The 21466-nt window shown below is 62.6% G+C and carries 17 protein-coding genes and 1 tRNA gene; 8 read left to right on the forward strand and 10 right to left on the reverse strand.

The window, feature by feature from the left end; translation table 11 throughout:
• Positions 1-77 precede the first annotated feature (77 nt).
• The 7 genes from lon to AC097O_RS06085 form a co-directional block, all read right to left on the reverse strand.
• Positions 78-2504, reverse strand: a complete 2427-nt coding sequence (lon, locus tag AC097O_RS06055) for an endopeptidase La (protein ID WP_315224397.1) — start codon at positions 2502-2504, stop codon at positions 78-80.
• Positions 2505-2600: 96 nt separating this feature from the next.
• Positions 2601-3866, reverse strand: a complete 1266-nt coding sequence (gene clpX, locus AC097O_RS06060) for an ATP-dependent Clp protease ATP-binding subunit ClpX (protein WP_315189983.1) — start codon at positions 3864-3866, stop codon at positions 2601-2603.
• A gap of 105 nt (positions 3867-3971) precedes the next feature.
• Positions 3972-4619 (reverse strand): ATP-dependent Clp endopeptidase proteolytic subunit ClpP, encoded by a 648-nt coding sequence (gene clpP, locus AC097O_RS06065; RefSeq protein ID WP_479591944.1) that lies wholly within the window; start codon positions 4617-4619, stop codon positions 3972-3974.
• 109 nt (positions 4620-4728) lie between these two features.
• Positions 4729-6039, reverse strand: a complete 1311-nt coding sequence (gene tig, locus AC097O_RS06070) for a trigger factor (RefSeq protein ID WP_479591945.1) — start codon at positions 6037-6039, stop codon at positions 4729-4731.
• Between the two features lie 28 nt (positions 6040-6067).
• Positions 6068-6154, reverse strand: a tRNA-Leu gene (locus AC097O_RS06075).
• A gap of 116 nt (positions 6155-6270) precedes the next feature.
• On the reverse strand, positions 6271-9468 hold the full coding sequence (locus AC097O_RS06080; RefSeq protein WP_479591946.1) for an efflux RND transporter permease subunit: 3198 nt from the start codon (positions 9466-9468) through the stop codon (positions 6271-6273).
• Positions 9469-9475: 7 nt separating this feature from the next.
• On the reverse strand, positions 9476-10672 hold the full coding sequence (locus AC097O_RS06085) for an efflux RND transporter periplasmic adaptor subunit (RefSeq protein WP_479591947.1): 1197 nt from the start codon (positions 10670-10672) through the stop codon (positions 9476-9478).
• Between the two features lie 180 nt (positions 10673-10852).
• Between AC097O_RS06085 and hpnC the strand changes: the two genes are divergently transcribed.
• The 3 genes from hpnC (at position 10853) to hpnE (ending at position 14025) form a co-directional block, all read left to right on the forward strand.
• Complete coding sequence (hpnC, locus tag AC097O_RS06090) at positions 10853-11722, forward strand: squalene synthase HpnC (protein ID WP_479591948.1); 870 nt, start codon at positions 10853-10855, stop codon at positions 11720-11722.
• A 153-nt stretch (positions 11723-11875) separates the two neighbouring features.
• On the forward strand, positions 11876-12715 hold the full coding sequence (hpnD, locus tag AC097O_RS06095) for a presqualene diphosphate synthase HpnD (RefSeq protein WP_479591949.1): 840 nt from the start codon (positions 11876-11878) through the stop codon (positions 12713-12715).
• Positions 12716-12780: 65 nt separating this feature from the next.
• On the forward strand, positions 12781-14025 hold the full coding sequence (gene hpnE / locus AC097O_RS06100) for a hydroxysqualene dehydroxylase HpnE (protein ID WP_479592094.1): 1245 nt from the start codon (positions 12781-12783) through the stop codon (positions 14023-14025).
• On the opposite strand, the gene AC097O_RS06105 is transcribed toward hpnE, so the two are convergent.
• The gene (locus AC097O_RS06105) at positions 14015-14557 is read right to left on the reverse strand and encodes a ferritin-like domain-containing protein (protein WP_479591950.1); all 543 of its coding nucleotides are present in this window, start codon (positions 14555-14557) and stop codon (positions 14015-14017) included. The genes hpnE and AC097O_RS06105 overlap by 11 nt on opposite strands.
• Before the next feature lie 220 nt (positions 14558-14777).
• Positions 14778-15473 (reverse strand): HAD family hydrolase, encoded by a 696-nt coding sequence (locus AC097O_RS06110; protein WP_479591951.1) that lies wholly within the window; start codon positions 15471-15473, stop codon positions 14778-14780.
• 20 nt (positions 15474-15493) lie between these two features.
• Between AC097O_RS06110 and hemH the strand changes: the two genes are divergently transcribed.
• From hemH to AC097O_RS06125, 3 genes are read left to right on the forward strand one after another with little or no spacing between them, the layout of a single operon-like run.
• On the forward strand, positions 15494-16600 hold the full coding sequence (gene hemH / locus AC097O_RS06115) for a ferrochelatase (RefSeq protein ID WP_479591952.1): 1107 nt from the start codon (positions 15494-15496) through the stop codon (positions 16598-16600).
• A 48-nt stretch (positions 16601-16648) separates the two neighbouring features.
• Positions 16649-17896: a BaiN/RdsA family NAD(P)/FAD-dependent oxidoreductase gene (locus tag AC097O_RS06120; RefSeq protein ID WP_479591953.1), complete on the forward strand. Its 1248-nt coding sequence runs from the start codon at positions 16649-16651 to the stop codon at positions 17894-17896.
• 3 nt (positions 17897-17899) lie between these two features.
• Positions 17900-18268 carry a hypothetical protein gene (locus tag AC097O_RS06125; protein ID WP_479591954.1) on the forward strand — a complete coding sequence of 123 codons (369 nt, stop codon included), beginning with the start codon at positions 17900-17902 and terminating at the stop codon, positions 18266-18268.
• 240 nt (positions 18269-18508) lie between these two features.
• On the opposite strand, the gene AC097O_RS06130 is transcribed toward AC097O_RS06125, so the two are convergent.
• Positions 18509-19657: a Fic family protein gene (locus AC097O_RS06130; RefSeq protein ID WP_479591955.1), complete on the reverse strand. Its 1149-nt coding sequence runs from the start codon at positions 19655-19657 to the stop codon at positions 18509-18511.
• Between the two features lie 176 nt (positions 19658-19833).
• Here AC097O_RS06130 and AC097O_RS06135 point away from each other — a divergent pair, with 176 nt between their 5' ends.
• Entirely contained in the window at positions 19834-20634 is an 801-nt protein-coding gene (locus tag AC097O_RS06135; protein ID WP_479591956.1) for a phosphate/phosphite/phosphonate ABC transporter substrate-binding protein, read from the forward strand.
• A gap of 371 nt (positions 20635-21005) precedes the next feature.
• The gene (locus AC097O_RS06140) at positions 21006-21464 is read left to right on the forward strand and encodes a DUF2442 domain-containing protein (RefSeq protein ID WP_479591957.1); all 459 of its coding nucleotides are present in this window, start codon (positions 21006-21008) and stop codon (positions 21462-21464) included.
• The last annotated feature ends 2 nt before the right edge of the window (positions 21465-21466 follow it).

The following is a 21466-nucleotide window of genomic DNA, read 5'->3' on the forward strand; positions in this document are numbered from 1 at the left end:
ATTGCAAAACCCGGTCTAAAACGACAGAAGGCCGATGGAGCCAACGTCCCATCGGCCTTCTGTTTAAGCCTGCAAACCTAGTGCTTAACCGAAACCGCTGGTGCGACCACCGCAGCCTCAAGGGCCGCAGGGGCCACCGCCACCGGCTCTTCATCTGGCAAGGCCTGGGGCATGCGCTCCAAGGCCACTTCCAGCACCTGGTCGATCCACTTCACCGGGATGATTTCCAGGCCGTTTTTGACATTTTCGGGAATGTCCTGCAGGTCCTTGGCGTTTTCTTCAGGGATCAGCACCGTCTTGATGCCGCCGCGTAAAGCAGCCAGCAACTTTTCTTTCAGGCCGCCGATCGCCGTGACTTCGCCGCGCAGGGTGATTTCACCGGTCATGGCCACATCGCCGCGCACCGGAATACCGGTCAGGGCCGACACAAAGGCGGTGGTCATGGCCGCGCCCGCACTGGGGCCGTCCTTGGGCGTGGCGCCATCGGGCACGTGGATGTGGATGTCCTTTTTCTCGAACACTTCGTCCTTGATGCCCAGTCGCTTGGAACGGCTGCGCACCACGGTACGGGCCGCTTCCACCGACTCTTTCATCACGTCGCCCAGCGAACCGGTGCGGGTGATCACGCCCTTGCCGGGCATGATGGCGGCTTCGATGGTGAGCAAATCGCCGCCCACTTCGGTCCAGGCCAAACCCACCACCTGGCCGATCTGGTTTTGCTGCTCGGCACGGCCATAGGTGTACTTTTGCACGCCCAGGTAGTCGTTCAGGTTGTCGGCCGTGACCTTGACCTGCGGCTGCATTTCTTTAAGCAACAGGCCCTTGACCACCTTGCGGCAGATCTTGGAGAGTTCGCGTTCCAGCGAGCGCACACCGGCTTCGCGGGTGTAGTAGCGCACGATGTCGCGCACCGCGTCGAAGCTGACCAACAGCTCGGACTCGTTGAGGCCGTTGTTCTTCAACTGCTTGGGCAGCAGGTACTTGATGGCGATGTTGGTTTTTTCGTCTTCGGTGTAGCCCGACAGGCGGATCACTTCCATGCGGTCCAGCAGGGCCGAAGGGATGTTCATGGAGTTCGAGGTAGCGACAAACATCACGTCGCTCAGGTCGAAGTCCACTTCCACGTAGTGGTCGCCAAAGGTATGGTTTTGCTCGGGGTCCAGCACTTCCAGCAGCGCGCTCGACGGGTCGCCACGGAAATCCGTGCCGAGTTTGTCGATTTCGTCCAGCAAAAACAGCGGATTGCGGGTGCCGATCTTGCTCAGGCTTTGCAGCACCTTGCCCGGCAAGGCACCGATGTAAGTGCGGCGGTGACCGCGGATTTCGGCCTCGTCACGCATGCCGCCCAGGGCCATGCGCACGTACTTGCGCCCGGTGGCCTTGGCAATCGACTGGCCCAGCGAGGTTTTACCCACACCCGGAGGGCCTACCAGACACAGAATGGGTGCCTTGACCTTGTCCACACGCTGTTGCACCGCCAGATATTCCAGGATGCGGTCTTTGACCTTGTCCAGCCCGAAATGGTCTTCATTGAGCACGCCTTCGGCATTGCGCAGGTCGTGCTTGATCTTGGTCTTTTTGCTCCACGGCAAGCCGGTGAGCACGTCGATGTAGTTGCGCACCACCGTGGCTTCGGCCGACATGGGCGACATCAGCTTGAGCTTTTTGAGCTCGGCCTCGGCCTTTTTCAAGGCCTCTTTGGACATCTTGGCGAGCTTGATCTTTTTCTCGATCTCGTCGATGTCTGCGCCCTCTTCGCCTTCGCCCAATTCTTTCTGGATGGCCTTGACCTGCTCGTTCAGGTAGAAGTCGCGCTGGTTCTTTTCCATCTGGCGCTTGACGCGGCCACGGATTTTTTTGTCGACATTCAAGATGTCCACTTCGCGCTCTAGCTGGCCGTAGAGGTTTTCCAGGCGCTCGCGCACATCGGACAGGTCCAGCACCACCTGCTTGCTGTCGAGCTTGAGCGGCAAATGGGCGGCAATGGTGTCGGCCAGGCGACCTGGGTCGTCGATGCTGGAGATCGAGGTCAGGATCTCGGGCGGAATCTTCTTGTTGAGTTTGACGTACTGGTCAAACTGCTGCATCACGGCGCGGCGCAGGGCTTCGATTTCGGTGGTTTTCTGCACCGGCGCAGCGGCGACCACCGGCGTAGTGTTGGCCGTGAAATGCGATTCGCCGTCGTCGATGTGGTTGACGCGGGCCCGTTGCTGGCCTTCGACCAGCACCTTGACCGTGCCGTCCGGCAGTTTCAGCATCTGCAGGATGGTGGAGATGCAGCCGACATCGAACATGTCGGACACCGAGGGCTCATCCTTGGCGGCGGCCTTCTGGGCCACCAGCATGATGCGGCGGTCGGACTCCATCGCGGCTTCCAGTGCCTTGATGCTCTTGGGTCGCCCTACGAACAGGGGGATCACCATATGGGGGAAAACCACCACGTCGCGCAGAGGCAGCAGGGGCAGGTCGAGGGGTTCGGCAGGTAGTGGAGTGTGTCCGGACATGAAGATCCTTTGAGTAACCTGTTGAATATGGACTTCGCGCGGTAATTTTCAACCGGCCCCGCTTCCTATTTTGCAGCGGGGGCCGGTTGACTCCTGTCAGGCCTTCTTGGCGGCTTCGCGGTACACCAGCAGCGGCGGCTTGTTTTCGTCAATCGTCGATTCGTCCACCACCACTTTATCCACATTGTGGTTGGTGGGCAGATCGAACATGGTGTCGATCAAGGACAGCTCCAGAATCGAGCGCAGGCCGCGCGCGCCGGTCTTGCGGGCCAGTGCCTTTTTGGCAATGGCTTTGAGAGCCGACGGACGGATTTCCAGGTCCACGCCTTCCATGGCCAACAGCTTGCTGTACTGTTTGACCAGGGCGTTTTTGGGCTCGGTCAGAATTTGCACCAGCGCATCTTCGCTGAGCTCGGCCAAAGTGGCGACTACCGGCATACGACCCACCAGCTCGGGAATCAATCCAAACTTGATCAGATCTTCGGGCTCGACATCGCGGAACACCTCGGTCAGGCTGCGTTGCGCCTTGCTTTTGACCGCAGCGCCAAAGCCGATGCCCGACGATTCGGTGCGGTTGCCGATAACTTTTTCCAGCCCCGAAAACGCGCCCCCCAGAATGAACAAGATGTTGGTCGTATCGACCTGCAGGAAGTCTTGGTTGGGGTGCTTGCGCCCGCCCTGTGGCGGAACGCTGGCCATGGTGCCTTCGATCAGCTTGAGCAAGGCCTGTTGCACGCCCTCGCCCGACACGTCGCGGGTGATGGAAGGGTTGTCGGACTTGCGCGAAATCTTGTCGATCTCATCGATGTAGACAATGCCGCGCTGGGCCCGCTCGACTTCGTAGTTGCAGCTTTGCAGCAGCTTGGCGACGATGTTTTCCACGTCTTCACCCACGTAACCGGCTTCGGTCAGGGTGGTGGCATCGGCCATCACAAAGGGCACGTCCAGCATGCGGGCCAGGGTTTGCGCCAACAGGGTTTTGCCGGAACCGGTGGGGCCAATCAGCAAAATGTTGCTCTTGGTGAGCTCGATCTCGTCCTTTTTGGCAGTTTCCTTGTGGCGCAGGCGCTTGTAGTGGTTGTACACCGCCACCGCCAGGGTGCGCTTGGCGACCTCTTGGCCGATGACGTAGTTGTCCAGGTTGTTCTTGATATCTACCGGCGTGGGCAACGCAGCACCGGCATCGCGGGCTTCGGTGCCTGCGGGCAGCTCGTCACGGATGATGTCGTTGCACAGGTCGATGCATTCGTCGCAAATAAACACCGAAGGCCCTGCAATCAGCTTTTTCACTTCGTGCTGGCTTTTGCCGCAGAAGGAGCAGTACAGGGTTTTTTCGCTGGAGGAGCCTTTTTTCTCGGCCATGGGAGGAATGCCTTTTCAGTCGTTACTGAATGATAACCAAATAAAAACGGCGCTTTCTGTTGCAGAAAACGCCGTTATGGGCCTGTTAGCCGCGTATTTCCAGGCTTAAGTGCGTTTGGCGATGACCTGGTCTACCAAGCCATATTCTTTCGCTTCATTGGCGGACAGCCAGTAATCGCGCTCCATGTCACGAGCAATTTTCTCCACGGGCTGGCCGGTGCGCTCGGCGTAAATCTTGTTGAGCTGCTCGCGGGTTTTCAGAATTTCCCGGGCCGAGATCTCGATGTCGCTGGCCATGCCGCGCGCGCCACCCGAGGGCTGGTGGATCATGACGCTGGAGTTGGGCAATGCAAAGCGCTTGCCCTTGGCACCGGCGGCCAACAGGAAAGAGCCCATGCTGGCCGACATACCGGTGCACAGCGTAGATACATCGGGTTTGATGAAATTCATGGTGTCGAATATCGCCAAACCTGCGCTGACGGAGCCACCAGGCGAATTGATATAGAGCGAAATGTCCTTGTCTGGATTTTCGCTTTCCAGGAACAGCAACTGGGCCACCACCAGATTGGCCATGTAGTCTTCTACCGGGCCCACCAGAAAAATAACGCGCTCTTTGAGCAGGCGCGAGTAGATGTCGTACGAACGCTCGCCGCGACCGGACTGCTCAATCACCATGGGCACCAGACCCAGGGCCTCGGTTTGCAGTGAATCGTAAGCGCCGAACGGGATGCTGTCAGCTTGGTTTCTGTACATGGGATGACTCCGAAGGTTAGATAGATGTTACTTTAGACAAAACAAATGGGGCTGGTGCGCGGGAGTTCAATCCACACACCAACCCCATTGCTTTAAAAATGCAAAACCTTCAGTTCTGCGCCATCAGTTCGTCAAAGGCAACCGCTTTTTCCACCACTTGGGCTTTGCCCAGGACGAATTCGGTGACATTGCTTTCGATCACGATGGCTTCGACTTCGGCCAGGCGCTGGTTGTCGCTGTAGTACCAGCGGACCACGTCAGTAGGCTTCTCGTAGCTGGCTGCCAGCTCTTCGATGTGGGCCTTGATCTGCTCGGTGGTGGCTTGCAGCGTGTTGCTGCGCACCAACTCGGCCACGACCAGGCCCAGACGCACGCGGCGCTCGGCCTGTGGGCGGAACAGGTCGTCAGGAATCGGTGCCTTGTCTGCGTCCTTGATGCCGCGCTGCTTCAGATCGGCACGGGCGTTTTCGACCAGGCGGTTCAGTTCGGACTGCACGCTGGAGTTGGGCAGATCGAGTTCCGACTTGGACACCAAAGCGTCCATGGCGGCTTGCTTGTTGCGGGCCAGCACGCGGAACTTGACTTCGCGCTCCAGGTTCTTGCGGATGTCGGCGCGCAGGCCTTCGACCGTTGCGTCGGCAATGCCCAGCGACTTGGCCAGGGCTTCGTCCACTGCGGGCAGGTGGGCGGCTTCGATCTTCTTCACGGTGACCATGAAGTCGGCTTGCTTGCCAGCCACGTCTTTGCCGTGGTAGTCGGCCGGGAATGCCAGCGGGAAGGTGCGGCTTTCGCCGGACTTCATGCCCCGCACGGCATCTTCGAATTCTTTCAGCATCTGGCCTTCGCCCACCAGGAACTGGAAGGCTTCGGCTTTGCCGCCTTCGAAGGTTTCGCCGTCGATCTTGCCTTCGAAGTCCACCGTCACGCGGTCACCGTCTTCGGCAGCGGCTTCGAGCGCGCGCTGGGCGAAGGTACGGCGCTGCTTGCGCAGGATTTCGACGGTCTTGTCGATCGCGCCGTCGTCCACCGCGGTGGTGATTTTTTCGACTTCGGCAGTGCTCAGGTCGCCGATCTTGACATCGGGGAAGACTTCGAAAATCGCGTCAAAAGCCATTTGGCCTTCGGGCGAGGATTCGTTTTCGCTGATGCGGGGCTGGCCTGCGACACGCAGCTTGGCTTCGTTGGCGGCAGCGGCAAAAGCCTCGCCCACCTTGTCGTTCATCACTTCGTAGTGGACCGAATAGCCGTAGCGCTGGGCGACCACGTTCATGGGCACTTTGCCTGGACGGAAGCCGTCCATCTTGACGGTGCGGGCCATCTTCTTGAGACGGGTAGCCACTTCGTTCTGGATCACATCCACAGGCAGGGACAGCGTGATTTTGCGTTCCAGCTTTTCAAGGGTTTCAACAGTAACAGCCATCTTGGTCTCGGTCTCGTATAAAAAAGTGTGGTGCGCGGGGGGGGACTCGAACCCCCACATCCTTGCGGACGTCAGGACCTAAACCTGGTGCGTCTACCAATTTCGCCACCCGCGCAGATTCAGAACTAACAAACGGTCTTGGGGGTAAACCCAAGACCGTTTGTGTGAAATCGGTCAGCCCGCTATTTTAGCGTGCTCGCAAACCAGATTTTGTGCGGGCCAACCCGGGCCTCAACGGGAGTCGCGCTGGACCCGGAACCAGGCGGCGTACATGGCGGGCAAGGCCAGCAAGGTCAGCACGGTGGCCACGATCAGGCCGCCCATGATGGCCACCGCCATCGGGCCCCAGAACACCGAGCGCGACAGTGGAATCATCGCCAGCACGGCCGCCGCAGCGGTTAACACGATCGGGCGCAAGCGCCCCACGGCCGACTCCACAATCGCGTCCCAGGTCGGTACACCCCGGGCCCGTTCGTGCTCAATCTGGTCGATCAAAATCACCGAATTGCGCTGGATCATGCCCATCAGCGCAATCACCCCCAAGAGCGCCACGAAGCCAAACGGGCGGCCCAGCAGGATCAGGGCACCGGCCACCCCGGCAATGCCCAGCGGGCCGGTCAAGAACACCAGCATGGCCCGGCTGAAACTCTGCAGTTGCAGCATCAGCAAGGTGAAGGTCAGAAACAGCATGATGGGAATGCCTGCGGCAATAGAGGCCGAGCCCTTGCTGCTTTCCTCCACCGCTCCGGCGACTTCGATGTGGTACGCCCCCAGGCCTTTGCCCGCCCACTGCGCCTCCAGGGCGCGCAATGTGGGCAGCAGTTCGTTGGTGACGGTGGCACCTTGCAGGCCTTCGGTGATGTCGGCCTGCACGGTGATGGCATAGTCGCGGTTTTCGCGCCACATCACGCCGGGCTCCCACTCGAACACCGGTTTGGCAATCTGCAGCAACGGAATCGACTGCCCCGACGCGGTGGGCAAATAGGCGTTGCCAATGTCGGTGATGGCGCTGCGCTCGTCCAGCGGCTGGCGCAGCACGATGTCGATGAGCTTGTCGTTTTCGCGGAACTGGCCCACGGTGGCGCCGGTCAGGATGACCTTGGCCGCCTGGGCAATCGACTGGCTGGTGACACCCAGCGCACGCGCCTTGGTCTGGTCCACCTCCAGGCGCATCACCTTGACCGACTCGTTCCAGTTGTCATTCACCCCACGGGTGTTGGCGCTTTTGCGCATCTCGGCCTTGACCTCGTCGGCACGCAGCCGCAACACGGCGGGGTCGGCACCAATCACCCGGAACTGCACCGGATACGGCACTGGCGGGCCGGTCGACAACAGCTTGGCCCGCCCGCGCACCTCGGGGAACTCGGTGGCCAGCAGGGTCGGCAGCTTGTTGCGCAAAACGTCCCGGGCCTTCAGGTCCTTGGTCATAACGATGAGCTGCGACACATTGGTCTGCGGGAACACCTGGTCCAGCGGCAAAAAGAAGCGCGGTACGCCCGACCCCACCCAGGCCACCACCGAGCTCACACCCGGCTCCTTCAACAGGCTCGCCTCCACCAGCTTGGCCGTGGCTTCGTTGGCCGCGAACGAGGTGCCCTCGGGGAACCACAGGTCGACCAGAATTTCCGGTCGGCTGGAGTCGGGGAAGAACTGCTGCTGCACCTTGCCCATGCCCACAATGCCCAGCGCAAAGATCAGCAGGGTCAGGCCGATGGTGATCCAGCGGTGCAGCACGCACCAGCCCACCAGGCGGCGGAAGCCCTGGTAGAAAGGGCTGTCAAAGCTTTCATGCCCATGCACCGCCCCTGCCTCTGGCGCGCCATCGGGCAGCACCTTGGCATGCGGCGGGGCCTTCAGCAACACCACACCCAGGTAGGGCACAAAGTACACCGACACAATCCAGCTCAGCAGCAGCGCCATCACGGTCACGGCAAAAATGGCAAACGTGTACTCGCCGGTGGTGGACTTGGCCAGGCCGATGGGTAAAAAGCCCACCGCCGTAATCAGGGTGCCCGTCAGCATGGGCATGGCGGTGATCTCGTAGGCGAAGGTGGCAGCACGCACCTTGTCATAGCCCTCCTCCATTTTGCGCACCATCATCTCCACCGCGATGATGGCGTCGTCCACCAGCAGGCCCAGCGCAATGATCAGCGAGCCCAGCGAAATCTTGTGCAGGCCGATGCCCCAGTACCACATGCCTAGAAAGGTCACGCCCAGCACCAGCGGAATGGTGATGCCCACCACCAGGCCAGGCCGCATATCCAGCGTGTAGCGGCGCCACAGGGGGTTTTTACCCGGGCGCTTGTGCAGGCCCAGGCTGATGAAGCTCACCGCCAGCACGATCACCACCGCCTCGATCAGCACATGGATGAACTCGTTCACCGAGGTACTCACCGTTTTGGGCTGGTCTTGCACCTGCACCAGCTTGACCCCGGCGGGCAGGCTTTTGCCGATCTGCAGCGCCATGGCATCCATGGCCTTGCCCAGTTTGATGATGTCGCCGCCCTTGGCCATCGACACGCCCAGGGCAATCACTTCCCGGCCCTGGAAACGCACTTTCACGCTGGGCGGATCGGTGTAGCCGCGGGTGATCTCGGCGATATCGCCCAGCCGCAGCTGGCCGGAACCCGCCGTGGTACTGGTAGCCCCGCGGATCGGCATGGCCCGCAGTTGCTCCACCGACTGGAACTGCCCGCCCACCCGCACCTGCACCACATCCAGCGGGGTTTGCACCGCGCCAGCGCTTTCCACCGCGTTTTGCTGGCCCAGCTGGGTCAGCACCTGGTTCATGTCCAGCCCGAGCTGGGCCAGGCGCTTTTGCGACACCTGCACGTACACTTTTTCGTCCTGCACGCCAAACAGCTCCACCTTGCCCACATCGGGCACGCGCAGCAGCTTCTGGCGCACATCGTCGGCAAACACCTTGAGCTCGGCGTTGCTGAAGCCATCCGACTCCAGCGCGTAGATCACGCCGTACACATCGCCAAAGTCGTCGTTGAAAAACGGCCCCTGCACGCCCGGCGGCAGGGTGTAGGCCATGTCGCCAATCTTCTTGCGCACGATGTACCAGAGGTTGGCCACATCACTGCCTTTGCTCGAATCTTTCACCTGGAAGATGATTTGCGACTCGCCCGGCTTGGAATAGCTGCGGATCTTGTCGGCATAAGGCACCTCCTGCAGGGAACGCTCCAGCCGGTCGGTCACCTGCTCGGCTACCTGCTGGGCCGTAGCCCCCGGCCAGAAAGTCTTGACCACCATCACCCGGAAGGTGAACGGCGGATCTTCGTCCTGGCCCAGCTGGAAATAGGCGGCAAAGCCCATCACCATCAGCACCACCAGCAGGTAGCGGGTCAGCGCAGGGTGTTCCAGCGCCCATTTGGACAGATTGAAGCCCGGTTGGGGCTGCTCAGAGGTATGGGGTTGCGTCATCAAAAACTCACTGTGCAGCAGATGCGGGGGCCGCCACGGGTGGCGCTACATTTTCAGTAGCTGCTTGCGCTGGTGCAGATTGCCCTGGAGTCGGTTTTGACTGGTAAATGGATACTTTTTGCCCCTCGGCCAGCACATGGACACCAGCGGCCACCACCTGCATGCCGGGCTGCAAACCGCTGGCAATCACCGTCTCGTTGCCATCTGCCGTGGCCACCACCACCGGCTGGGACTTCACCGTCATCGTGGCCGGGTCGACCAGCCACACCGCCGTCGCGCCATTGGCCTCTTGCTTGAGTGCGCTGGTCGGCAGCTTGATGACCGGCGTGCCCGCCAGGCTCAGTGCCTTGGGCAGCACGCTCACCGTGGTGCCCAGGCCGGGTGCCGTCTTGGCATCGATCGCCACCTTCACCTGGAAAGTGCGGGTCACCGGATCGGCACTGGCCGCCACCTCGCGCACCTTGCCCTCCAGCGTGGTCTTGCTGGCCCATACCCGCACTTCCACGGCCGAGCCCAGCGTCACTGCCGCCACCCGGTCCTCCGGCACCACAAACACCACGTCGCGCGCACCGTCGCGGGCCACGCGCACCACCGGCGCACCAGCGGCCACCACCTGGCCCGGCTCGGCGGCTACGGCGGTGACCACACCGGCCACGTCCGACACCAGCCGGGTGTACGCCGCCTGGTTGCCCTGGGACGACAACTGCGCCTGCGCCTGCAGCACCTGGGCCTGGGCCGACTTGAGGGCGCTGTCACGCTGCTCCAGCTGGGCACCGCTGATGAAGTTCTGCTCTTTCAGCTCTTTGTAGCGCTTGTAGTCGGCACTGGCCAGATCGCGGTTGGTGGCGGCCGCGGCCAGTTGCGCGCGGGCCGCATCGGCGGCCAACTGGTAGTCCCTGGGGTCCAGCTGGGCCAGCACCTGGCCCACCTTGACGCGCTGGCCCAGCTCGGCCTGGCGCCGGGTGATCTTGCCTGCCACCCGAAAACCCAGGGCCGACTCGGTCTGCGCCCGCACTTCACCGGCAAACTCCAGCGAAGCCTGCAGTCCGCTGGGGGCCACGGTCAAGATCTTGACGGAACGGATAGGCTCAGGGGCAGGCTCAGGCTTGGAACATGCAGCCAGCACCGCCACCACCCCGAGGCAGCACACGCTGGCACGGAACAGGGGACGCAGGCGGGGCAGCAACGAAAATGGATATGACATGGCGAGCCTAAGAAAATAGGACTGGCGCAGCGTCCGTCGGCGGACCCAAGGCCCACACCAGGGCACTGCAAAAGTCGGAAAAACTACGAAAGACGGCAAGAGCGCCTCCAGAACCATTATTACTGACTCGCGGGTTAGTGAGACAGCAAAACCGCCGACCGGTCAAGCGACAATCCTGGCGTGAACGCACCACCTACTTTGAAACAAAATGCTATCCCACAAACGGTGGACCACTATGAAAATTTTCCGGTGGCATCGGTCTTGTGCCCGCCCCGACTGCGCCCGCCCATCGCCGCTATCTACTGGTTTGCCCGTACCGCAGACGATATAGCCGACGAGGGCGATGCCCCGGCTGCCCAGCGGCTAGCCGACCTGGCCGCGTACCGGGCCGACCTGGCCGATGCCGCAGCAGGCCGCAGCGCCTCGCAGCGCTGGCCCCGGGTGTTCGGCCCCTTGCAGGCGGCCATCGCCACCTGGAAACTGCCCGAGCCACTGCTGGCCGACCTGCTCAGCGCATTCAAGCAAGACGTCATCAAAAGTGATGAAGAAATGGGTTACGCCGACCGCACCGAGCTGCTGGACTACTGCCAACGCTCCGCCGCGCCCGTGGGCCGCCTGCTGCTGCACCTGTATGGCGTGGACGACGCGCAGTCGCTGCAACACAGCGATGCCATTTGCAACGCCCTGCAACTCATCAACTTCTGGCAAGACCTCAGCCGCGATCTGCCACGCGGCCGCTTCTACCTGCCGCAAGACCGCAGCCAGCACCATGGCGTAGGTGCCGCCGCCCTGGCCCAAAATCCCCAAAGCCCCGCCCTCACCAAGCTGATGGAAGAAAACGTGGCCTGGGCGCGCGCCTTGATGCTCAGTGGCGCGCCCCTGGTGCACCGCGTGCCGGGCCGTGCCGGGTGGGAACTGCGCCTGGTGGTGCAAGGCGGCCTGCGCATTCTGGACAAGATTGAAGCCATGGGCTGTGCCACCCGCCACCAAAGGCCTACTGTGCGCAAAGCCGACTACGCCGTGATGCTGTGGCGCGCGCTGTGGATGTAACAATACACGCCATTTCAACCCCTCCAACGCAGTGCACGGCACGTTACACGCCAGAGATACCGCAGAACCGGCTTTGCCGGGCTGCTGGTATCGCCCCCTGCAAGGGGGTTGGCGAAGACACGCAGTGCGGAGCCTGGGGGTGAGCCACTATTTATGACCCCCGAGCAATACGTCCAAAACAAAGCCGCGTCTTCAGGCAGCAGCTTCTACTACGCCTTTCTGTTTCTGCCCAAGCCGCGCCGGGCCGCCATCACCGCCTTTTATGCCTTCTGCCGCGAGGTGGACGATGTGGTGGACGAAATCGCCGATGCCAGCGTCGCCCGCACCAAGCTGGCCTGGTGGCAGGGCGAAGTGGCCAACGCGTTTGCGGGCAAGCCCACCCACCCGGTGATGCTGGCCCTGATGCCGCTGGCCGCCGACTACCAGATCGAGCAGCGCCACCTGCAGGCCATCATCGAAGGCTGCACCATGGACCTGGAGCAGACCCGCTACCTCGACTTTCCCGGCCTGCAGCGCTACTGCCACCTGGTGGCGGGCGTGGTGGGCGAGGTGTCGGCGCAGATCTTTGGCCAGACCGACCCCGCCACCACCCACTACGCCCACACCCTGGGCCTGGCCTTCCAGCTCACCAACATCATCCGCGACGTGGGCGAAGACGCGCTGATGGGCCGCATCTACCTGCCCGTTAACGAGCTGCAGCAGTTCGACGTGAAAGCCCACGAAGTCTTGAAGCGCACCTACTCCGACCGCTTCACCGCCCTGATGCGCTTCCAGGCCCAGCGTGCGCACGGCCTGTACGAAGAAGCCTTCGCCATGCTGCCCGCCGCCGACCGCCGCGCCCAAAAGCCGGGCCTGATGATGGCCAGCATCTACCGCACCCTGCTGCGCGAAATCGAGGCCGACAACTTCCAGGTGCTGCACCAGCGCGTCAGCCTCACACCCTTGCGCAAGCTGTGGCTGGCATGGAAAGTCCAGGCGCTCAACAAGTTATGACAGGACTTCCGCAAGACCACTTGTGCGCCCAGCGGGCGGCACAGGGGGCGCTGCGAAAGTCCTCTCTGAACCTTGCGGTGATCGGCGCAGGCTGGGCCGGGCTGGCAGCCGCCGTCACCGCCACCCAGGCCGGGCACCATGCTACAATTTTTGAAGCTGCCCGTGCCGTTGGTGGAAGGGCTAGAGCCCTATTTGACACACAATTCGACAACGGCCAGCACATCCTGATCGGGGCCTATACCGATACCCTGCGGCTGATGCGCACCGTGGGCGTGGACCCAGACCAGGCCCTGCTGCGCCTGCCGCTGACCCTGCTGTTCCCCAATGGCGACGGCCTGCGTTTGCCCGCCCTGCCCGCCCCTTTCGATGCCTTTGTCGGCATCGTGCAAGCCCGAGGCTGGGGTTGGCGCGACAAGGCGGCTTTGCTGCGCACGGCGGTGGGCTGGCAGCTGGCGCGCTTCCAGTGCAGCCCCCAGCAATCGGTGGCCGACCTGTGCGCGGGACTCACGCCACGGGTGGTGGATGAACTGGTCGAGCCCCTGTGCGTGGCGGCGCTGAACACGCCCGCCCAGCGCTCCAGCGGCCAGGTGTTTCTGCGCGTGATCCAGGACTCCTTGTTCGGAGCCCCTGGGGGTTCGAACCTGCTGCTGCCCCGTGTGGACCTGGGCGCACTGTTCCCGGTACCCGCCCACCGCTGGTTGCAAGCCCACGGAGCCACCGTCACGCTGGGCCACCGCGTGCAGACGTTGCGGCCCCAAGGCACGCAATGGCAAGTGGACGGGGACGTGTTTGACAGCGTGCTGCTCGCCTGCCCGCCGTGGGATGCCGCCCGGCTGGTAGAGCGCAGCGGCGTGGCGGCAGACGCGTGGCTGGCGCACACCCACGCCCTGCAATTCGAGTCCATCGCCACCGTATATGCCACCAGCACGGCGCGGCTTTTTCAGCCCATGCTGTCCCTGAGGGGTGGCCCCGCACAATTTGTGTTCGACCGGGGCCAACTCGGCGGCCCGGCAGGCCAACTGGCTTTTGTGGCCAGTGCCAGCCAGGGCGACAAACAGGCGTTGGAAGATGCGGTCATCGCCCAGGGCCGCACCCAACTCGCCCTGCCCGACCTGCACGCCGTGCAAACCGTGGTCGAAAAGCGCGCCACCTTCGCCTGCACGCCCGGGCTGCAGCGGCCCGCCCAGCACATCGCGCCCGGCCTGGTGGCCTGCGGCGACTATGTGGACGGGCCTTACCCGGCCACGCTGGAGGGCGCGGTGCGCAGCGGAATTAGCGGCTTTAACGGCTTTAACGGCTTTAGCGCATAGGCTTGTGGTCGTCGCGCAGCGACTTGATGGTGTCGTGGTTCTTTTGCACGCCCACCATCTGGCGCTCTACCAGGGCGCGGGTGTCGGACGGCAGCGCCTGCTTCAGCGCCTTGCGGTAACGGCCCAGGGCGATGTCTTCGCCACGCTCGCACTCTTCCAGCACAGCCAGGTCGTTGTTATCGTCGCCAGCCAGCATTTCGCGCACGGCCACCCAGCCGCGGTGCACCGTGCCGCTGACGGTGCCGCTGTCTTCGGGCGTGCCGCCCAGGCGCACCACCTCGCTGGCCAGCTCGGCTGCGGCGCTGGCGCATTCGTGCATACGGGCTGCAAACACAGCCTGCAGATTGGAGGCCCTGGTGCGTTCGCTGCAGGCCTTGAAGCCGTATTCGCCGTCGTAACAGGTTTCGATCAGGTCGTTCAGCGTGTCGACCACGTCGTCGTTGTCCATGGTCGGCTCGGCGTCAACGATGCTGCCCACGGGAACGCCCAGATTGCCCAGCATGCCAGGGTTAAGATTGATTTCGTTCGACATAAAGATGTTCCTTCAAGAAGTGGAATGGAAACCGAGCCGCCTGACCTGGATAGGTAGGCTTCTCGGCAAGTGCATCCATCTTCCTGCGGGCAGCGGGGCCTGTACGTCAGCCAAGCCATGCCGTGTGTGTAGGAAAAAGCGCCGCTGCTCCGGGCCGTCACGCACTATGCATTTAATAGCTGCTTGCGCTTATGGAATAAGCGCTGGAGGCCGATTTTGTCTAAATCCCCAACGCAAGGCACAGCGCGCCCAGCTCCACCACATGCAGGTGCGGCTGGACGGGGTGGCTCCAGGTGTGGCCCGCGCGGTTCACCCACACCGTCTGCATGCCGGCATTCGCAGCGCCCACCACGTCCATCAGCGGGTCGTCGCCCACGTGCAACACCGCTTCGGGGGCGACCCGGGCGGCGCTGGCGGCGGCGTGGAAGATGCGCGGGTCGGGCTTGGCCACGCCGAATTCGCGGGCACTCACTGCGGCGTGGAACAAATGGCCTACGCCCACGCGGTGCACGTCGGCGTTGCCATTGCTCAAAGCCACCAGCGGGTAGCGCGCCGCCAGCCGGGCCAGCGCGGGCAAGGCATCGGGGTAGAAGTCGACCCGCTGGCGGGCGGCAAAAAACACCTCAAACGCCTCTTCGGCCCAGGCCGGGTCGTCGCCCGCGTGGCGCAGCGCCCGACGGATAGATTCCAGACGCAGCGTGCTCAGGTCGTGCCGCAGATCGGGCCGCTCTAGCTCCAATTCCTCACGCACCGCGCGCAGCGCCAGCGTGGTGGGGAAACGGGCCACCGTGGCCGGGGCATGGTCGCCCAGCCACTGCAGCAGCGTGGCCTCGGCCCGCTCGATGGCGGGCCACACGGGCCACAGGGTGTCGTCCAGGTCGAGGGATATGGCTTGGATGGAGGAAGTAGTCAGCATAGGTACGGGAGAATACCGCCATGCCCCTATTTGCTTCTCCCTTTCGCCCAGAACCCCCTTTTAACCACGCCCAAGCCGCCCGCACCGGCGTGCTGTACTGCAACCTGGGCACGCCCGACGCGGCCACGGCAGCGGCCGTGCGCCCCTACCTGCGGCAGTTCCTCAGCGACCACCGCGTCATCGAAATCCCCAAAATCGTGTGGAACGTGATCCTGCACGGCATCATTTTGCGCACCCGCCCCGCAAAGTCGGCGGCCAAATACGCCAGCATCTGGACCCCGCAGGGCTCGCCGCTGCGCACCGGCACGGCCCAACAGGCCACGCTGCTGCAGGGCTGGCTGGGCGAGCGCGGCCACCGGGTGCAGGTGGACTACGCCATGCGCTACGGCAGCCCGTCCATCGCCGAGCAGCTCGACAAGTTCAAGGCCAATGGTGTCACCCGCGTGCTCATCGTGCCCGCCTACCCGCAGTACTCGGCCACCAGCACCGCCAGCGTGTTCGACGCGGTGTACGACTGGGCAGCCCACACCCGCAACATCCCCGAGCTGCGCTTCATCAACCGCTACCACGACGATCCCGGCTACATCGCCGCCCTGGCCCGCCGCATCCGCAGCCACTGGCAACAGCACGGCCGGCCCGACCAGCTGGTGATGAGCTTCCACGGCGTGCCCGCGCGCACTCTGCAGCTGGGTGACCCCTACCACTGCGAATGCCAGAAAACCGCCCGCCTGCTGGCCAACGCGCTGGATCTCACCAAAGAGCAGTACAAACTCACCTTCCAGTCCCGCCTGGGCCGCGCCAAATGGCTAGAGCCCTACACCGAGCCCAGCCTGATTGCCATGGGCAAGGCCGGTGTGAAGCGCGTGGATGTCGTCTGCCCCGGCTTCACCAGCGACTGCCTGGAAACCCTGGAAGAGATCGCCATGGAAGGCAAAGCCGCCTTTCTGAATGCGGGCGGCAAAGAGTTCCACTACATCCCCTGCCTGAACGGCGAACAGGACTGGATCACCGCCTTGAGCAGCATCGTGCAAACCCATTTGCAAGGCTGGCCCACCCAGGCCGCGCCGGATGCAAAGGCCCTGGCCGATACCCAAGCCCGCGCCAAGGCGCTGGGAGCCGGGCAATGAATTTAGTAGCTGCTCACGCCCATGGAATAAGCGCTGGAGGCCGATTTAATGCACAAGTTTGACGCTGTCATCATCGGCGCAGGCGCCGCCGGTTTGTTTTGCGCCGGTATCGCCGGGCAACGCGGTTTGAAGGTTCTGGTGATCGACCACAGCGAAAAGGTGGCCGAAAAAATCCGCATCTCGGGCGGTGGCCGCGCCAACTTCACCAACAAGGACGTGACCCCGGCCAACTTCCTCAGCGACAACCCGCACTTCTGCCGCAGCGCCCTGAGCCGCTATAGCCCCAAGGACTTCACCGCGCTGATGACCCGCCACGGCATCCCCTTCCACGAGAAACACAAAGGCCAGCTCTTTTGCGACCGCAGCGCCGAAGACCTGATCACCATGCTGCTGGCCGAATGCGCCGCAGGCAACGTGACGCGCTGGCAGCCGTGCACCGTCAAAAACATCGCCTTTTCGGCCGCCAGCGCTTATGGAACCAGCGTAGGCAGCTACACCATTGATAGCAGCCATGGCCAAATCACCACGCCGCAGATCGTGGTCGCCACCGGCGGCCTGTCCATCCCCAAGATCGGCGCCACCGACTTTGGCTATCGCATCGCCCAACAATTCGGCCTGCGCATGGTCACCCCCCGCCCGGCCCTGGTGCCCTTGACATTCGACTCCGAAGCCTGGGCCCCCTACGCCCACCTGTCCGGCCTGGCGTTGCCGGTGCAGATCGAGGTGGGGGCCAAGAAAACCAAAACCGCCTTCCTGGAAGACCTGCTGTTCACCCACCGGGGCCTCAGCGGCCCGGCCGTGCTGCAAATATCGAGCTACTGGCGCGAGGGCACCCCCATCCGCCTGAACCTGGCCCCCGAGGTCGACCTGCCCCCCGCCCTGGCCCGCGCCAAAGCCACATCGCGCAAACTGATTGCGAATGAACTGGCGCAGTTGGTGCCGTCCCGCCTGGCCGATGCCTGGGCAGGCCAGGACCCCGCCTGGCAAAAACCCATCTGCGATGCCACCGACAAGGCCCTGGCCCAGTTGGCCGAAAAGCTCGCCCGCTGGGAGCTGACGCCCAACGGGTCGGAAGGCTACAAGAAGGCCGAGGTGACTGCGGGAGGCGTGGACACGCGGGATTTGTCGTCCCAAACCATGGAGTCGAAGCAGCCGGGGTTGTTTTTCATTGGCGAGGTGGTGGATGTGACCGGGTGGCTGGGGGGGTATAACTTTCAGTGGGCCTGGGCGAGTGGGTTTGCGTGTGGGGGGGCACTAAAGATCGCGGCTTTCGATGCTCATCACATTGGGCAGTGATACATGCTCACCAATGCCCTATGCCCCTATTGCTCCGTCCGCCTCATCAAAGCCGAGAATCAGCCAAACAGCAAATCCGTAGAGCACCTTGTGCCCAATACGGTTCTACGCGAAAAGCGAAAGAACGATAAAGGAGACTTCCTTGCATGCCGACGCTGCAACTCGAAGAAAAGCCACGTCGACTACCTGTTTGGGGTAGTTGTAAAGAGTCAGTCGCATGACACCGAGTTTGCGGTAGCGTCACTGATCAAAGCCATTGACCAAGATGGTGGATCGTCTGAAAGATTCATTCAAATGACGGTAAACGCGGAACCCGTGCTCGGCGAAGTACGCATGAAGATTCCCATTTTCGGGAATGAACTGCTTGAGTAAATGCAATTCCTCGGTAAGGGACAGTACTTTCGAAAGCGTCACCGGATTTTTGATGCGCACACACAGGTGATGCTTTTTCAGTTTGCCAATAAGCAGGTACACGCGTCATTTGCGTCGAGCTATGAAATTGAACATGGGACTAACCCATTTCGAGATCTTGGAAGACTTTGGTCATCGGGACAAGCCAGTAGCGACTTAGTTTTCCGTTGAAGCTCTCCAAACCAAGCACAAAACAGACAATCACCCCGTCAGCAACTCCACATACCCCTGGTAGCTATAGCTCCGGTTCTTCTTCTGCCCCGTAAGCTCCGCCACGATGCCCAACTCCTCCAGCACCTGCACCGCAGCATTCGCGGTAGGGAAACTGGTGTCCAGGGCTTTGCGCACCCGCTCGATGGTGAAGCGCGGCATCATGGGCAGCAGCTCAAACAAGCGGTAGCTGGCGGAGCCCGCCTTGGGTGCGGCCAGCAGGCGACGGCGGTCGGTGGCGACCAGGCTGGCGATGGCGATGATGTTGCGTTCGGCATCGCCAGCGGCCACGGCGACACCTTCCAGGAAGAACGCAATCCAGGCCTCCCAGTCGCCTTCGCTGCGCACGATGGACAGGCGGCGGTAATACTCGGCCTGGTGTTGCTTGAGGTAGCCGCTCAGGTACATCAGTGGCTCGGCCAGCATGCCCCAATGCTCCAGCAGCGCGGCAATCAGTAGGCGGCCAATCCGGCCATTGCCGTCCAGAAACGGGTGGATGGTTTCAAACTGGGCGTGCACCAGGGCCATCTTCACCAGCGGCGGCAAACCAGGCGGCGCACTGTGGATGAATTGCTCCAGCTCGCCCATCAAACGGGCCACCTCGCCGGCCGGTGGCGGTACAAACGCGGCATTGCCCGGGCGGGTGCCGCCGATCCAGTTTTGCGAACGCCGCAACTCTCCAGGCTGCTTGCCCGCCCCGCGCACGCCATCGAGCAGCAGGCGGTGGGCCTCGCACAGCAGCCGCACGCTGATCGGCAGCCCACGCGGGTCGCGCAAATTGTCTTGCACGTAGCGAAAGGCGCGCAGGTAGTTGGTGACCTCCTCCACGTCGTCCGTGTTACCCACTTTGATGCCCGCTTCTTCGTCAAACAAATCGGTCAACGTGGCCTGGGTGCCTTCGATTTGCGAGGTGAGCAAGGCCTCTTTGCGGATGGCGCTGTACAACAGCCAGTCCACCGATGGCACCAACCCCGACACCCCGGACAAGCGCGCCAGGGCCAACTCGGCACGGTTGTTGGCTTCGGAAAATCCCTCCAACACCAACGGGGGTGCTGCAGGCGGCAGCGGGTACGGCACAAAAGCCTGCACGGACTCACCTGACGTGGTGGAGGTGGCATAGTTGCCAGAGGTACGTTTCATTTTAAAGATGGCTTGTATTTAGCACGCCGTTATTAAAGCACTCTTTAATACGAGGAGGTGCAAGTCAAAAAATCTTGCATACGGGACGGATTAACATACAAGCTAATTTGCGTATCGTTTAGCCCCTCTGCGCTTATTCCATAGGTACGAGCAGCTCTCTTTTCAATAGCATCCCCATGATCGCCTCCCTCCCCATGTACCTGTCCCACCCCGCAGGCAGTGCCGCGCTGTGGCGCACCATCGCTGACAGCCTGCGCCAGGCGGGGGCGGGCGATGTACCTGCCGAACTGGACATCCCCACCAACGCCAACCTCACCGCCCACTGGCTGCGGCCCGACCTGCTGCTGAGCCAATGCTGCGGCTACCAGATGGTGGATGCGCTGGAGGGGCGGGTGCAGGTGGTCGGTGCATTCCGCTACACCGCGCCGGGCTGCGACGGCATAAATTACAGCAGCCACCTGGTGTGCCGCACCGACGACCCGGCCCGCACCCTGGCCGCGTTCCGCCACCGGGTGGCGGCCTACAACTCCACCGATTCGCAGTCGGGCTACCGCAGCCTGCGCGACATGGTGGTGCCACTGACAGTCAATGGGCAGTTTTTTGCGCGGGCGGTCGCTTCGGGCGCGCACGTCGATTCGCTGGCCCTGGTGCGCAGCGGGCAGGCGGATATTGCGGCCATCGACTGCATCAGCTACGCGCAATTCCAGCGCTACCAACCCGAGGTGGTGGAAGGCATCCGCATCCTGGGCCGCACCGCGTCGGCTCCGGGCACGCCGCTGGTCACCGCCCTGGGCACCCCGCCCGCGCTGCTGGCCCTGCTGCGCCAAAGCCTGCAGCGGGCGATGGCCGACCCAGCCCTGGCGGCCACGCGGGCAGAGCTGTTGATCGGCGGGTTTGAAGTGGTGGATGCGGCGGCCTACGCGGGCATGAAAGACATGGACCAGAAAGCCATGGCGCTGGGGCTGGCAGAGCTGTAGCAGCTGGACTAAAATAACCCAGCTGTTAGGATTTTATGGCAGGCTCGGTTCGAATTCAGTTTTTGGCACAACGGGGTTCGCTTATGGGATGTGGTCCCAAGCAAAAACCAACCCAAAGTGGCAGTGTTGGAGGGTTTGCGGCAAGCGCTGAAAATACCCGCGCACTTGCGCCGGGCGCGCGAATGCTGGTGGCAAAGTGTGCAATCTGTGTGCTTGGTCAACCAGTATTGGGACGATGCCAAGCAGACGGTGCTGGCCCCGTCGCCAACCATGGCCCAAAGGCACACGATCCTGGAAGCGCACTTTGATGCTCTGCGTTATCGGACTATTTTGCAATTGGCTGGCTCCAGCCACCCTGTGGAGATTGAACTATGACAAGCCCCCAAACCCCATTGGCCCCGGACGGTTTCGATGCGCCAGTGACCCCCGAGGTACTGGCGCAGGCGGTGGTACGGGGGCGCAAGCGGGTGGACCAGGGCGTGCATGCCACGGAGGTACGCTATATCCCAGCACTGAAGTCGTTGCTGGTGGGCTTCATCGACCATAGCGCGGTGGTGCTGCCGGTCAAAAACTACCCGGAGCTGGCCGATCTGGCACGTGCCGATCTGGAGGCTTTTACCGTGGATTTTGGCGGCAGCGCGCTGTGCCTGGATGCCCACGATTTGCACATATCGATTGCCGGATTGGTAGCGGCCAGCCAGCCCCTCATGGACATGGCCGCCAGTCTGGTGGCTGCCCGCAATGGCCGCAAGAGCAGTCCCGCCAAACTGGAAGCCGCCCGCGCCAATGGCCGCAAAGGCGGCAGGCCCAAGCTGGCCGTGGCGGGCTAGGC

Source organism: Rhodoferax sp. LS1P39 (assembly GCF_056521425.1).

What these genes read in the sequence shown, in the direction of transcription:
- AC097O_RS06110 (WP_479591951.1), bottom strand. Translation starts at nt 15,473, where the DNA reads ATGCTGACTACTTCCTCCATCCAAGCCATATCCCTCGACCTGGACGAC.
- AC097O_RS06085 (WP_479591947.1), bottom strand. Translation starts at nt 10,672, where the DNA reads ATGTCATATCCATTTTCGTTGCTGCCCCGCCTGCGTCCCCTGTTCCGT.
- AC097O_RS06130 (WP_479591955.1), bottom strand. Translation starts at nt 19,657, where the DNA reads ATGAAACGTACCTCTGGCAACTATGCCACCTCCACCACGTCAGGTGAG.
- AC097O_RS06125 (WP_479591954.1), top strand. Translation starts at nt 17,900, where the DNA reads ATGCTCACCAATGCCCTATGCCCCTATTGCTCCGTCCGCCTCATCAAA.
- AC097O_RS06135 (WP_479591956.1), top strand. Translation starts at nt 19,834, where the DNA reads ATGATCGCCTCCCTCCCCATGTACCTGTCCCACCCCGCAGGCAGTGCC.
- clpP (WP_479591944.1), bottom strand. Translation starts at nt 4,619, where the DNA reads ATGTACAGAAACCAAGCTGACAGCATCCCGTTCGGCGCTTACGATTCA.
- hpnD (WP_479591949.1), top strand. Translation starts at nt 11,876, where the DNA reads ATGACCCCCGAGCAATACGTCCAAAACAAAGCCGCGTCTTCAGGCAGC.
- AC097O_RS06080 (WP_479591946.1), bottom strand. Translation starts at nt 9,468, where the DNA reads ATGACGCAACCCCATACCTCTGAGCAGCCCCAACCGGGCTTCAATCTG.
- lon (WP_315224397.1), bottom strand. Translation starts at nt 2,504, where the DNA reads ATGTCCGGACACACTCCACTACCTGCCGAACCCCTCGACCTGCCCCTG.
- AC097O_RS06140 (WP_479591957.1), top strand. Translation starts at nt 21,006, where the DNA reads ATGACAAGCCCCCAAACCCCATTGGCCCCGGACGGTTTCGATGCGCCA.
- tig (WP_479591945.1), bottom strand. Translation starts at nt 6,039, where the DNA reads ATGGCTGTTACTGTTGAAACCCTTGAAAAGCTGGAACGCAAAATCACG.
- AC097O_RS06120 (WP_479591953.1), top strand. Translation starts at nt 16,649, where the DNA reads ATGCACAAGTTTGACGCTGTCATCATCGGCGCAGGCGCCGCCGGTTTG.
- AC097O_RS06105 (WP_479591950.1), bottom strand. Translation starts at nt 14,557, where the DNA reads ATGTCGAACGAAATCAATCTTAACCCTGGCATGCTGGGCAATCTGGGC.
- clpX (WP_315189983.1), bottom strand. Translation starts at nt 3,866, where the DNA reads ATGGCCGAGAAAAAAGGCTCCTCCAGCGAAAAAACCCTGTACTGCTCC.
- hemH (WP_479591952.1), top strand. Translation starts at nt 15,494, where the DNA reads ATGCCCCTATTTGCTTCTCCCTTTCGCCCAGAACCCCCTTTTAACCAC.